This window comes from Bradyrhizobium sp. CB1717, from assembly GCF_029714325.1.
Classification (GTDB): domain Bacteria; phylum Pseudomonadota; class Alphaproteobacteria; order Rhizobiales; family Xanthobacteraceae; genus Bradyrhizobium.
Genome location: NZ_CP121666.1, coordinates 6494879 through 6507910 on the forward strand (window position 1 = coordinate 6494879; position 13032 = coordinate 6507910).

Consider the following 13032-nt stretch of genomic DNA (forward strand, 5'->3'; position numbering starts at 1 on the left):
CCGCCCGCTCTCACGACTTACCAAATCGTCTCATTCGAGAGCGTGCGGCGCAATATCAGCCCGCGAGACTCAACCAGCGAGACGCGAGACGTTGCGAAACTCGCGCGGGCTGACGCCCGCATGATCGCGGAAGAAGCGCGTGAAATGCGCCGGCTCCGGAAAACCAAAGCGCTCGCTGAGCTCGCCGAGCGGCGTCTCCTCGCGCATCACAGCGTCGAGCGCGCGCTCCATGCGGACGACGTTGAGATAGATTTTTGGGGAGACGCCGAGCGAGGTCTCGAACAAGCGGAAGAACTGCGCGCGCGACAGGCCGGCGCCCTTCACGAACTGATCGACGCTGCCATAGGAATCCTGCGCGCGCATCGCATCCATCGCGCGCCGGATGCGCCAGTCACAGCTCACCGCGCTCATGCCGCGGATCGAGGTCGGGAAGCTGCGCCACGGCGTGAAGCGCTCGATCACCGCGATCATGAGATCCGACAGCGTCTGCTCGTGGGTCCGCACCGCATCCGGATTCGCCATCATTTCGGCCGCCAGATGCAGCGTGAGCTGGCGGATGCGCGGCGAGACTTCGCCCGAGGGCCGCTCGAAAAAGCCGGGCGCGCCGCTCGCGGCCCACCCCGGTCGGAACTCCTTCAGCCATTCCGGCTCGATATAGAGTGCCATGATCAGCGTGCGCGGCCGGTTGACGTCGTGCACATAGGCGTGCGGCTTCCAGCCGTCGACGAGCACGGCGGCGGTGTCCGTCAGCGGCGTGACCCGGTCGCCGACCAAAAACTGCGTGTCGGCACCCTCCACCTTGAGCAGGACATGACAGTGATGATGGGCGTGACGGACCAGCGAACGGTCCATGTCGAGCAGAGCGACCCTGCCGAAAGCGCCATGAGCGATGCGCAGGGCCGTCGACATCAGTTCCTTCCTCCCAGCGTTGCGCTGCAAAACGATTGGCTTGTTGGCGCGGCACTATAAGCAGCACCCGCTTCATATTCCAACGGCGCAAACGGACGCAAGCCGGTCATGTCAGCGCCTCCGCGAGAAGACGCGCGACCGCGGCACTGGGATCGGCCTGCAAGGCTGTGGCGAGATCGACCTCCTCCTCGCCCTTGACGCGAATGCGCTTGAAGGCGAGCTCGGGCGCGCTGACCGGCGCCGTCGCGTCGAGCCCCATCTTGGCGCTGATGCCGTTGTCGGTGGTCGGATCGAGCTTCGAGCCGAGCGCGCCTGACACAACCATGAGATCGCGGTCGGCCTGGAAGCGCGTCGCAACCGCCCATTCGATCTCCTCGGACGAGGAGATGTCGACGTCCTTGTCCACCACGATCACCTGCTTGATGTCGTAGTGCGCGCCGAACGCGCACATCATGATGTTCTTGGGCTCACCGTCATTGGCCTTGTCGATCTTGATCGCGAGATGATAGCGGCAGGTGCCGCCGCGCGTGAGGCGGACGTCATGCACGTTCGGAAAGCTGCGGCGCAGATGCTGCAGCAGCGTCGCCTCGCGCGGCACGCCGCCGAGGATCAGATGCTCGAAACCGCCGCCGACGATGGTGTGGAAGATCGGCTTGGCGCGATGCGTGATCGCATCGACCTCGATCACCTCACGATTGGCGCGTGGGCCATAATATTGGGGGAATTCGCCGAACGGCCCTTCCGGCTCGCGCACGCCTTGCAGGATCCGCCCCTCGATCACGATCTCCGCATGCGCGGGCACGCGGACCGAATTGGTGCGGCACTTCACGACATCGACGGGCGCGCCGAGCAGCGCACCGGCAATCGCCATCTCGTCCTCGTCGAGCGCTGCGATCGCTTGGGACGCCAGCATCAAGGCCGGATGCGCGCCGATGACGATCGCAATCTCCAGCGCCTGCCCCAGCTCCTCGGCAAGGCGGTAATACGAGAAGGTGTGCCGCGGCAGCAGCAGCACGCCGATGCGGTTCTTGCCGGAGATCTGGCAGCGATGGATCGAGACGTTCTGCACGCCGGTCTTCGGGTTGCGCGCGATCAGGAGCCCCGCCGTGATGTAGGGGCCGCTGTCGCGCTCATTGTGCTTGGGCACCGGAAGCTGGCGCAGCAGATCGACGTCCTCGTGAACGACCTCCTGTACCGGCCCGCTCGCGACCTCGTGCGTCGGCAGCGGATGGCTCGCGGCAGCGAGGAACCGCGGCAGCAGCTGGTCCTCGGTGACGCCGATGGACTCGGCAACCCAGTCGCGGCCGGTAAAGAGATTCGCGACGACGGGGATCGCGTGCCCGTCGGGGCGTGGAAACAGCACGGCGCTGTCGCGCTCCAGCCGTTTGGCGATGGCGGCGAGTTCGTCCGCCAGCGCAACGCCCTCGCGCGCAATCGCGAGCTTGCCGCGCTCGGCGAGATTAGCGAGCCAGGCGCGCAGATCGGCGGGCGAGCCCTTCCTCACAACATTGTCCATTCGCATACCGGTCATTCCTTAAGTCTTCTAGTCAGGGTGCGATCTTGCGCAACGACGGCGAGCGGCGCTTGAGCGCCTCGTCCTCACCCCAGCGGCGCACGACGCCGATATCGATGTCGTAGAGGTCGAGTACGCGGCCGACGGTGTGCTCGACCATGTCGTCGAGGCTTTCGGGCTTGGCGTAGAAGGCCGGCACGGGCGGCGCGATGATCGCGCCCATCTCCGAGAGTGCCGTCATCGTCCGGAGGTGCCCGGTGTGCAGCGGGGTCTCGCGCACCATCAGCACCAGGCGCCGGCGCTCCTTGAGCACGACGTCGGCAGCCCGGGTCAGCAATGTCGTGGTCACGCCCGATGCGATCTCGGACATCGAGCGCATCGAGCACGGCGCCACGATCATCCCGGCGGTGCGGAACGAGCCGCTCGAGATCGCCGAGGCCATGTCATCGATCGCGTGGTTGACGTTGGCGAGCGCCCTCACCTCCGCGATCTTCAGGTCGGTCTCGTAGGCGAAGGTCAGCTCGGCGGTCTTCGACATCACCAGATGCGTCTCGACGCCGGCATTGCGCAGCAGCTGCAGCAGGCGCACGCCATAGGTGATGCCCGAGGCGCCGGAAATGCCGATGATCATCCGCTTGGGGCTGGCGTCCTGCATGTCTTTGGTTTCGCTCCCGTAGATCACGCGCCCTCCGAGGTCCACGTTCATCCGCGGCAAGACTAGGCAACCGCGTCCATCATCACAAATAATGATTGATTATGGTATCGATCATCCACGATGATGGGCGCGATCAAGACCAGCGACCAAAGGACACGCCGTGGAACTCAGGCAGATGCAATATTTCCTGTGCCTGGCCGAGGAGAGGAACGTCACCCGGGCGGCGCGCCAGCTCAACATCGTGCAGCCGGCGCTGAGCATGCAGATCGCCAAGCTCGAGGCCGAGCTCGGCCAAAAACTGTTCGATCGCAGCGTCCAGGGCATGACGCTGACCAGCGCCGGCGAGGCCCTGGCGCGGCTGACGGCGCCGATCGTGCGTGACGCCGAATATGCGCGGCAGGAGATGGCGCAGCTCGGCGGGCGCATCTCGGGTCGCGTCTCGGTCGGCCTCATCACCTCGGTGGCGCAAAGCACGATGGCGAGGTCGTCGGCGACGGTCGCCAGCCGCTATCCCGAGATCACGCTGTCGGTCTGCGAGGGCTACACCGAGACGCTGGTCGACTGGGTCAACACCGGCCAGCTCGATTTCGCGCTGATCAACGTGCCGCGCCGCAAGACGCCGCTCGCCGCCCATCACGTCATGGACGAGGAGATGGTGTTTGCCTGCCGCAAGGACGGCCCGATCAAGCCGCCTGCAAGACTGCGTTTCGACCACATCGCCAATGTCGATCTCGTACTGCCCTCCAAGCGGCACGGCCTGCGCCTGATCCTCGACGAGCACGCCGCCGCAATCGGCATTGACCTGCGCCCGCGCCTCGAGCTCGACACCCTCCCCGCGTTGTGCGACGTGATTGCGACCACCGACTTCGCGACGGTGCTGCCGACCATCGCGCTGCGGCAATCGCTGGCGAGCGGCACCATCCGGGCCCATCGCTTCGATGCACAGAGGATCGTGCGCTCGATCGCCTGGGTGCATCATCCACGGCGTGCGGTGTCGGTCGCGGCCAAGGCCGTGCTCGATGTCATCAGCCACGATCTTGCGCAGGCCGCGGTCGTTGCCCGAGAGTTTGTGGAGCCATCCTCCGGTGGCAAAAGCTCGTCCTCCCGCAGGGAGGGCCGAAAGCCGCGGAAGCGAGCCAGTTAGAACCAATCGAGATTGCCGCCGTCTGCGTTGAATCTTGCGATCGCAAGCCGATATTGTCGATAGCACCCATCGCGTCTGGATCCGCCATCCTCCCGCCATGCCCTTCTTCCAGCTCAACGACGACCATACTGTCCCCGATGATCTCGAGGGCTTCGACCCCGAGACCGTGCCGCGCGCCATCGCCGCCTTCGGCGGCCGCATGGCCACCAAGGGCATGGAGCTGGCCATGCACGAGCATCGCAAGGACGAGCTTGTCCTGACCTTGCGGGGCATCGTCAGGCTCGAGGCCGCGCACGGCGTCTGGATCGTGCCGCCGCGCTGCGCGGTGTGGATTCCCGGTCATGTCCCGCACAGCGTCACCGTGATCGGCGATGTCGAGATGTATTGCCTGTTCGTCGAGCCGGATGCGGCCCCGACGTTGCCGCGGCAATGCTGCGCGCTGTCAATCTCGCCCTTGCTGGCAAATCTGCTGGAGCACGCGGCCCACATGCCCGTCATGTACGACGTCGACGGCGCCGACGGCCGCATCGCCACGGTGCTGCTCGACCAGCTCTCGGCGGCGCCGGTCGAAGAGCTGCGTTTCCCGATGCCTGTAGACGCCAGGCTGCGCCGGATCGCCAGCGCGATGATGGAAGATCCCTCCGACCGCGCGACGATCGACGATTGGGGCCGGCGCATCGCCGTCGCCCCACGCACCCTCACCCGCATCCTGCAACGCGAGACCGGCATGAGCTTTGGCCGCTGGCGCCAGCAGCTGCACATCCTCATCGCACTTCAGCGCCTCGACCAGGGCGCCTCGGTGCAAACAGTCGCGCTCGATCTCGGCTATGAGGGCGCGAGCGCCTTTGTCACCATGTTCCGCAAAGCGCTGGGCAAGCCGCCGGCGCGATATCTGGCCGAGCGCCGCGCGCACTGACCGGAAATCGCAATCGATTGTCCCGTTCGCGGAATGCGGTCGCAGCTGCGATTTCGTATCCAGGCTCCGAAGCGCCGGTCGGCGCATTGCAAGGGAGCCGGATACATGGATTCGATCAGCAGTGGCCTCGTCGCAGACGTCCTGTATCGTCTTCATCAGGAAGCGGAGACCGCCGACGCGCCGCTGATGCAGGCCTTCGTGAATGAAGGCACGAGCCGCGAAGAGATGATCAGCCAGGCCATCGCGGCCGAGAGCCGCGATCTCAATGAAGTCTACCAGCGGTTTGGGAACAATTTTCTCAGCGTCTCGCCGCGGTTCGGACGCTTCCTCTATATGTGCGCCCGCGCCTGCAAGGCGACGTGCATCGTCGAATTCGGCTCCTCGATGGGCATTTCCGCGATCTACATGGCGGCCGCCTTACGCGACATGGGCGGCGGCCGCCTGATCGGGACCGATCTCGAACCGGGCAAGATCGAGCGGGCACAGAAGAACGTCGCGGCCGCAGGGCTTGCCGACCTCGTCGACTTCAGACTCGGCGATGCCCGCGAGACGCTCAGCTCCGGCGTCAGTGAGATCGACATGGTGATGCTCGACGGCGCCTTCACGCTCTATCTTCCCATTCTCAAGCTGCTCGAGCCGCATCTGAAGCCCGGCGCGCTCATCGTCGGCGAGAACGCGTTCGAGGAAGCCTCAGGCTATATCGACTACGTCAGAGATCCCCAGAATGGTTACCTCTCACTGTCGCTGCCGTTCGATCCCGGCCGCGGCAACGAACTCACCATCAAGATCTGATCCGGGAGCCAAGCCTTGAACGAGTCCGGCCAAGCCCCGCAAATCTCCGAACCATCGGAGGTCCCGCAAGGCCGCGTCACACGCATGTTGCTGCGATGGCTGATGCGCCCTGCACGCGTCGTGACCGTCGAGACGCTGTCGCCGCACTTTCGGCTCATCGAGCTCGAAGGCGAGGCCCTCAAGGACGTCGCCTGGACCGCGGGGCAAAAAATCCAGCTCGCGATCGGCGCGGGCCTGAGCGCGCGCACCTACACGCCGATGTCGTGGGACGGGCGCGGCAGGACAAGGCTCCTTGCTTTTGCGCATGGCGAGGGTCCCGGCGCCCGATGGGCGAGCGGCTTGCGCGAAGGCGATATCTGCCAGTTCTTCGGGCCGCGCCGCTCGCTCGATCTCGCCGGCTTCGAGGCACCTGTTGTGCTGTTCGGCGACGAGACGTCGTTTGGCCTGGCGGCCGCCTTGCGCGACAATTTGCAGGCAGGTGGCGCACTCCACATGTTCGAAGCCACAGATGTCGCAACATCGCAGCAAGTGCTGGAGGCCATCAGCCTCGGCCAGGCGAGATTGATCGCGCGCAGCACCGACGAGGATCACCTCGCGACCGTCGAAGCGGAAATGCTGCGTCTTGCTGCAAACGGAGCGCATTTCGTCCTGACCGGCAAGGCATCCTCGATCCAGCGCATCAGCCGTGCGCTGAAAGCCGCGGGCGTCGCATCGTCGCGGATCAAGGCCAAAGCCTATTGGTCGCCGGGCAAAACCGGACTGGATTGAGCCTCATCTCGCTCGGACAAGATGTCGCGCCCACCGCAGAATGAGACGCATTGGTAAGTTTTGAGACGAGCAGGCATGACGACCGCGGCAGCCTGCTCGCTACGGTCCAGGCGCAGAAAACGCGGCCTGGCTTCATCCCGACTCTTGTCCCGGACGATCCCAGGGCTCGCACAAAGAGACAGTCGGGAGATCCAGTCCGAGATGGCACGGTTCGGTCGCAGCAAGAACACGGATAACACAGCTGGGCATGCTGACGGTTTTCATCCCGATCGGAGGTCGTTGCTCGCACTCGGCGGCGGTGCCCTGCTCGCCGCGACCGGACTGCGTTCTGCGCAAGCGCAAGACTATCCCGCCCGCCCGGTCCAGGTGCTCGTGCCCTTTGCCGGCGGCAGCGCCAGCGACGTGATCACACGCATCCTGCTCAACCGCATGTCCACGGCACTGGGACAGGCCTTCGTGGTCGACAATCGTCCCGGCGCCGGCGGCAATATCGGCACCGCGGCCGCGGCGCATGCGGCCCCCGACGGCTACACCTTGCTGATGAGCACCTCCGGCCCGCTGGCCGCGAACAAGTCGCTCTACAAGGAGCTTCCCTACGATCCGCTGAAGGATCTCGCCCCGATCGGCCTGTTCGCCACGATGCCCAATGTCATCGTGATCAATTCCAAGCTGCCGCCGAAATCGCTGGCCGAGCTGATCGACTACGCCAAGGGGCATCCGCGCGAGCTGAACTACGGCACGGTCGGCGTCGGCTCGTCGCAGCATTTGTCGGCGGCCTATTTCGAGCAGCTCACGGGCACCGAGCTCACGCACGTGCCCTACCGCAACATCGCCGCCTACACGCCGGACTTCATCGCAGGCCAGGTGCCGCTGGGCTTCCAGCTGTTGCCGAACGTCCTCGGCCTGATCAAGAGCGGCGATGCGCGCCCGCTCGCGGTGGCCAGCGACAAGCGCATGACGGCGCTGCCGGATGTGCCGACCGCGGCCGAGGCCGGCCTCAAAAATTACGAGAGTGCGGCCTGGCTTGCGCTGCTTGCGCCGGCGAATACCGACAAGGCCGTGGTCGACAAGCTCTACAAGGCGATGATCGAAGCCGTGAACGATCCGAAGGTGCGCGCCCTCTTCGTCGAACAGGGCGCCGAGCCGCTGGTGATGGACCCCAAAGGCCTGACGGATTACATGACCACGGAAACCACGAAATGGGCCGGGATCATCAGGAAGATCGGCATCGAGCCGATGTAGTCAGTCACATCGAGCCGATGTGACCGATCACACCAGGCTCGACTTGCCACGGCTCAGCAGCTCGCCCGCGCCCTTGTCGCCGACGATCCTGCCCTGCTCGTAGACGACACGGCCCCGCGCAATGGTCGTGACGGGCCAGCCGGTGACGTCAAAACCTTCCCATGGCGTGTAGTCCGCGCCGTGGTGCAGGTCGGCCTGCTGGATCTTCTTCCTCAGCTTGGGGTCCCACAGCACGACATCGGCATCGAAGCCGACGCCGATCGAGCCCTTGCGCGGATAGAGGCCGTAGATGCGGGCGTGGTTGGTCGCGGTCAGCTCGACGAACTTTTGCAACGTAATGCGTCCCTTCGAGACGCCTTCCGAGAACAGGATCGGCAGCCGCGTCTCGACACCGGGAATGCCGTTCGGCACCCAGCGGAACGAGGTGCGGGCGTTCGGCGTCAGCTTGCCCTTGGGATCGTCGTAGCGGAACGGGCAGTGATCGGACGAGAAGGTCTGGAACACGCCTGATGTGATGCCCTCCCAGATCGCCTGCTGGCTCTCGGCATCGCGCGGCGGCGGCGAGCAAACATATTTCGCGCCCGTGATGTCCATGTTCAGGCCCTTCATGTCGTCGGCCGTCAGCGTGATGTATTGCGGACAGGTCTCCGCATGCACCGGCAATCCGCGCTGCTGGGCCCAGCGCACCTGCTCCATCGCCTCGCGGCCCGAGACGTGCACGATCATGATGGGAACGCCGATCACCTCGGCATGGCTGATGGCGCGATGCGTCGCCTCGCGCTCGACGGCCTGGGGTCGCGAGGTGCCGTGATAATAGGGCGCAATGTGGCCTTCGCGCTCCAGCTTGCTGGTGAGGAAGCGGATGGCATCGTAGCCCTCGCAATGGACCATGACCAGCGCCTCCTCGCGGCGCGCGACCTCGAACACCTCGAGCAGCTGCTTGTCGCTGAGCACGAGGTCGTCATAGGTCATGAACACCTTGAAGGAGGTGTAGCCGTCCTTGACGAGGGCCGGCAGCTCCTGCCCGAGCACGACCGCGGTCGGATCGGAGATGATGAGGTGGAAGGCCGTGTCGATATAGCATTCACCTTCGGCGAGCTTGCGATAGTCCTCGACACAGGTGCGCAGGGACGTGCCCTTCTCCTGCAGCGCGAAGGGCAGCACCATGGTGTTGCCGCCGGCCGCCGCCGCGCGCGTCGCCGAGGCAAAGTCGTCGGCCATCACCACGTCGGGACCCGAGGCTTGCGAGATGTGGACATGGCTGTCGATGCCGCCCGGCAGCGCAAGCAGGCCGGTGGCGTCGATCTCGCGCGCCGCGCCCTCGATCCGCTCGGCAATGCTGACGATGCGGCCGCCCTGAATGCCGATATCGGCACGAAACTCGTCGCTGGCCGTCACGATGGTGCCGCCGCGAATGGCGAGATCGAGCTGGGTCACTGATGTCTCCGTCACTTGATGGCCGCTGATGTCTGGAAGATCCGGCCCCATGACGCAAGGGCTCTGATGTCGCCGCCGGCGAGGTCGAGGGTCCGCCACAGCGTCACCGCCACCGAATCGAGCACGACGATGTCCAGCTCCCGCTCCAGCGTAGCCGCCAAGGCGGCGCCATCGAGATTGGTGCAGAGGATGACGATGGCGTCCGCGCCTTCCGTCGCCACGGCACGGATCATACCTGCAATCGTCGAGGGTTCGACCTCGCCAAAGGAGAAATTGTCGCGCAAGCCCAGATGCCGCTCGGCATGAGGTGCGATCCCCTCCTCAGCCCAGACGTCGCCGATCCGCCGCTGCACGTCGTCGGTGTAGGGCGAGACCAGGCCAACGCGTTTTGCGCCGAGCGCGCGGGCGGCATCGATGCAAGCGAGCGTCGACGTCGTCGCAGGCACACCCGTGCGTGCCGTGATCGCCTCGCACAGGCTCCGGTCGCGGCCGATGCCGAGCCAGCTTGCGGAGGTGCCGTTCCAGGCGATCGCGTCGACCTTGGCATCGGCCAGCAGGTCCGCGGCCGGCAGCATCACCGAGGCGTCGAACTGGCTCAGCGCGGCGGCGTCGAGCGCGATCTCGGTGACGCGGAAGCGCGCGAAATGCGCGGTGATGCCGGAGACGCCCGCCAGCATGGCACTTGTGACGGGCTCCAGCACCGAGTTGGAGGACGGCGTGATCATGCCGAGGCGTTTGCGCAAGACTACATCGATCACGATCGCTCCGTTGCCGCGGAGCGCATCAACGCTCCCTCGAAACGATCATCGGCATCCCCGGCGCGGCGCGCAACCCGCAATTTGCATACTGCATGCAATTTGTTCGATATGCATTTGTTTTAAGCCACATACGTCGCCTATTTGGGCATCGCCTTCGGCTCGGAATGGCTAGGATGAGTTGCAAGCAGGAAATCTCGCGTGCAGCAGAAATCCGAACCGAACCCGGGACGAAAGTCGCCCAAACTCAAGCGGATGGGCCTGCATGAGCGCGCGGCTGCGCGAATGCGGACGATGATCATTCGCGGAGAGCTGCCGCCGGGCTCGCAGACCCAGGAAACAAAACTGTCGAAGGAGCTCGGCGTGTCGCGCACGCCCTTGCGCGAGGCGATGAAGGTGCTCGCCGCGGAAGGGCTGATCGAGCTTCGTCCCAACCGCAGCCCGCGCATCGCCGATATCGCGGTCGAGGACATCCAGGAACTGTTCGAGGCCCTCGCCGGTATCGAGCGGCTCGCCGCCGAGCTTGCCGCGGAGCGCGCCACCGAGCGCGACCTCGCCCGCCTGCGCACGCTTCAGACCCGGATGGAAGGTCATCACCGCAACGGCAAGCTCGACGACTATTTCGCCATCAACGGCGAGATCCACAACACCATCGTCCGCATGGCCCGCAACACGCCGCTCCGCGAAGCCCACGAGACGCTGATCTCCCGCGCCGAACGCGCCCGCTATCTCGCGCTCGGTGCCGACAGGCGCTGGAGCAATTCGGTCGACGAGCACGCCGATATCCTGGCCGCCCTCGAAGCGCGCGACGGCGAAGCCGCCGGCCGCCTGCTCGGCGCCCATGTCGCGCGCACCGGCACGGCGCTGCTCGAAGTTCTCGCCGCCTCTCAAGCCAAGCGAACGGCGGCATAGTCATGAAGCTGCTGCTGCTCAACCCCAACACCAGCGCCGCAGTCACCGAGCTCATGATGGGTGTCGGGCAGCGCGCGGCCGCATCAGGCACGGAGCTGATTCCCTGCACCGCATCCCGCGGCGTGCCTTATATCGCGACGCGCACGGAAGCGCAGATCGGCGGCGCCATCGCGCTGGAGATGCTGGCCGAGCAGCACATGAAGGTGGACGCCGCAATCATCGCGGCCTTCGGCGATCCCGGCCTGTTCGCCGCGCGCGAGACCTTCGACATTCCCGTGGTCGGCATGGCGGAAGCGGCGATGCTGACCGCCTGCATGGCCGGACGCCGCTTTGCCATCGTGACCTTCGCGCAAGCGCTGGGCCCTTGGTACGAGGAATGCGTCCGCGCCCACGGGCTGTGGGAGCGCTGCGCCGGCATCCGCATGCTCGATACACCCTTTCAGGCGATCTCCGAGGTCGGCACCGAGAAGGAGGATGTGCTGGTCGAGCTCGCCCAGCGAGCCATCGTCGAGGACGAGGCCGATGTGCTGATTTTTGCGGGCGCCCCGCTCTCGGGCCTTGCCGAGCGCGTCGCGGACCGGATCCCCGTCCCCGTGGTCGATCAGGTCATCGCCTCGGTGAAGCAAGCCGAGGCGCTTCATGCGCTGCGCCTGCGCAAGGCGAGCGCCGGCACGTTCCGCCGGCCCGCCGCCAAGCCGACCATTGGTCTTGCCGACGCGCTTGCCGCGCGGCTCGAGCATCGCGACAGCTGATCGGAGGGGCGGCTGGGGCGATGGACGATCTTCAATCCATATTCAATTGTGCGGCCACCGCCGAACCAGGGCACGAGACTTGCTTTCTCCTCTGGAGCAACGGGAGGCAACACCATGGCTGATGCGCCAAGCGGCCGATCGCTCGTCGTCGACGCGGTCACCCACCGGTATCCAAGTGGCGCGCTTGCGGTCGAGAACATCAATCTCGACATCAAGGGCGGCGAGATCATCGCGCTGCTCGGCCCGTCCGGCTGCGGCAAGACCACGCTCTTGCGCATCATCGCCGGCTTCATCGCGCAGACGCAGGGGAGGATCATCATCGGCGACGACATCGTCGATGCGCTGCCGCCGAACAAGCGTGCTGTCGGCATCGTGTTCCAGAACTACGCTCTGTTTCCCCATCTGTCGATCAGCGAGAACGTCGCCTACGGCCTCGCCGCCCGCGGCATCGACAAGGCCGCGCGCCAGCGCGAGGCACAGCGCCTGCTCGAGCTGGTGCAACTCCCGACCATGGCCGAGCGGCTGCCGCGGCAGCTCTCCGGGGGCCAGCAGCAGCGCGTCGCGCTCGCCCGCGCACTCGCGATCAAGCCGTCGATCCTGCTGCTCGACGAGCCCTTCGCCGCGCTCGACAAGAATTTACGGCTGGACATGCAGATCGAGGTCAAGCGGCTGCAGCGCGTCTCCGGCATCACCACGCTGATCGTGACGCACGACCAGGAGGAAGCGCTGTCGATGGCCGACCGCGTCGCCGTGCTGAGCCACGGCAAGCTCGAGCAGTTCGGCTCGCCGTCCGACGTCTACGATCGTCCGCAGACGCTGTTCGTCAACACCTTCGTCGGCTCCACCAACCGCATGCCCGGTGTCGTGGTCTCGGCGGATCGCACGGCGGCAAAGGTGCGCCTCGATGCCGGCGCGGAAATCGTCGCACGGCCCGCGGGCGGTACGCTCAGCGAAGGCGGCCGCGTCACGGTCTGCATCCGCCCCGAGCATCTGCAATTCGTCGGCGACGAGACCGGCTTTGCCGGCGTCGTCGGCATGTCGCTGCCGCTGGGTGCCACCGTCGTGCACGAGGTCACCACTGCCGACGGCTCCGGCGTCAAGGTCTCGCAGGCGCGCATCGGCGAGACGCGCGCGCTGGAGAGCGGCGCTGCGGTGCGCCTTGCTCCGCTTGCCCCATCGCTCGCCAACGCCTTTCCCGCAACGCTTTAGATCCAGTTTATGTCCAGAGGGGAGTTCG

Annotated in this window: 13 protein-coding genes; 8 read left to right on the forward strand and 5 right to left on the reverse strand. The window is 65.8% G+C overall.

Annotated elements, in window-relative coordinates; all coding sequences use genetic code 11:
* Positions 1-69 precede the first annotated feature (69 nt).
* The 3 genes from QA649_RS30425 to QA649_RS30435 all read right to left on the reverse strand — a co-directional run bounded on the left by QA649_RS30425 (position 70) and on the right by QA649_RS30435 (position 3077).
* Positions 70-909, reverse strand: a complete 840-nt coding sequence (locus QA649_RS30425) for a helix-turn-helix transcriptional regulator (RefSeq protein ID WP_283020428.1) — start codon at positions 907-909, stop codon at positions 70-72.
* Positions 910-1015: 106 nt separating this feature from the next.
* Complete coding sequence (locus tag QA649_RS30430) at positions 1016-2431, reverse strand: UbiD family decarboxylase (protein ID WP_283026139.1); 1416 nt, start codon at positions 2429-2431, stop codon at positions 1016-1018.
* A 25-nt stretch (positions 2432-2456) separates the two neighbouring features.
* The gene (locus QA649_RS30435) at positions 2457-3077 is read right to left on the reverse strand and encodes a UbiX family flavin prenyltransferase (RefSeq protein ID WP_283020429.1); all 621 of its coding nucleotides are present in this window, start codon (positions 3075-3077) and stop codon (positions 2457-2459) included.
* 175 nt (positions 3078-3252) lie between these two features.
* Between QA649_RS30435 and QA649_RS30440 the strand changes: the two genes are divergently transcribed.
* From QA649_RS30440 to QA649_RS30460, 5 genes are all read left to right on the forward strand, one after another.
* Positions 3253-4221, forward strand: coding sequence for a LysR family transcriptional regulator (locus QA649_RS30440; protein ID WP_283026140.1), 969 nt, complete (start codon positions 3253-3255; stop codon positions 4219-4221).
* Between the two features lie 97 nt (positions 4222-4318).
* Positions 4319-5137, forward strand: coding sequence for a helix-turn-helix transcriptional regulator (locus tag QA649_RS30445; RefSeq protein ID WP_283020430.1), 819 nt, complete (start codon positions 4319-4321; stop codon positions 5135-5137).
* Between the two features lie 105 nt (positions 5138-5242).
* Positions 5243-5929, forward strand: coding sequence for a class I SAM-dependent methyltransferase (locus QA649_RS30450; RefSeq protein WP_283020431.1), 687 nt, complete (start codon positions 5243-5245; stop codon positions 5927-5929).
* A gap of 102 nt (positions 5930-6031) precedes the next feature.
* Complete coding sequence (locus tag QA649_RS30455) at positions 6032-6697, forward strand: siderophore-interacting protein (protein ID WP_283020432.1); 666 nt, start codon at positions 6032-6034, stop codon at positions 6695-6697.
* A 201-nt stretch (positions 6698-6898) separates the two neighbouring features.
* Positions 6899-7939, forward strand: a complete 1041-nt coding sequence (locus QA649_RS30460; RefSeq protein ID WP_349254037.1) for a tripartite tricarboxylate transporter substrate binding protein — start codon at positions 6899-6901, stop codon at positions 7937-7939.
* A 27-nt stretch (positions 7940-7966) separates the two neighbouring features.
* On the opposite strand, the gene hydA is transcribed toward QA649_RS30460, so the two are convergent.
* Both hydA and QA649_RS30470 read right to left on the reverse strand, forming a co-directional pair.
* Positions 7967-9427, reverse strand: a complete 1461-nt coding sequence (gene hydA / locus QA649_RS30465; RefSeq protein WP_283020434.1) for a dihydropyrimidinase — start codon at positions 9425-9427, stop codon at positions 7967-7969.
* Entirely contained in the window at positions 9388-10101 is a 714-nt protein-coding gene (locus QA649_RS30470; protein WP_283026141.1) for an aspartate/glutamate racemase family protein, read from the reverse strand. Before QA649_RS30470 ends, hydA begins: the two co-directional genes overlap by 40 nt.
* 231 nt (positions 10102-10332) lie before the next feature.
* On the opposite strand from QA649_RS30470, the gene QA649_RS30475 reads away from it, so the two are divergent.
* The 3 genes from QA649_RS30475 to QA649_RS30485 all read left to right on the forward strand — a co-directional run bounded on the left by QA649_RS30475 (position 10333) and on the right by QA649_RS30485 (position 13004).
* The gene (locus QA649_RS30475; protein ID WP_283020435.1) at positions 10333-11043 is read left to right on the forward strand and encodes a GntR family transcriptional regulator; all 711 of its coding nucleotides are present in this window, start codon (positions 10333-10335) and stop codon (positions 11041-11043) included.
* Positions 11044-11045: 2 nt separating this feature from the next.
* A complete protein-coding gene (locus tag QA649_RS30480; RefSeq protein ID WP_283020436.1) occupies positions 11046-11795 on the forward strand; it encodes an aspartate/glutamate racemase family protein in 750 nt (249 codons plus the stop codon).
* Positions 11796-11909: 114 nt separating this feature from the next.
* Complete coding sequence (locus QA649_RS30485; protein ID WP_283020437.1) at positions 11910-13004, forward strand: ABC transporter ATP-binding protein; 1095 nt, start codon at positions 11910-11912, stop codon at positions 13002-13004.
* Positions 13005-13032: the final 28 nt, after the last annotated feature.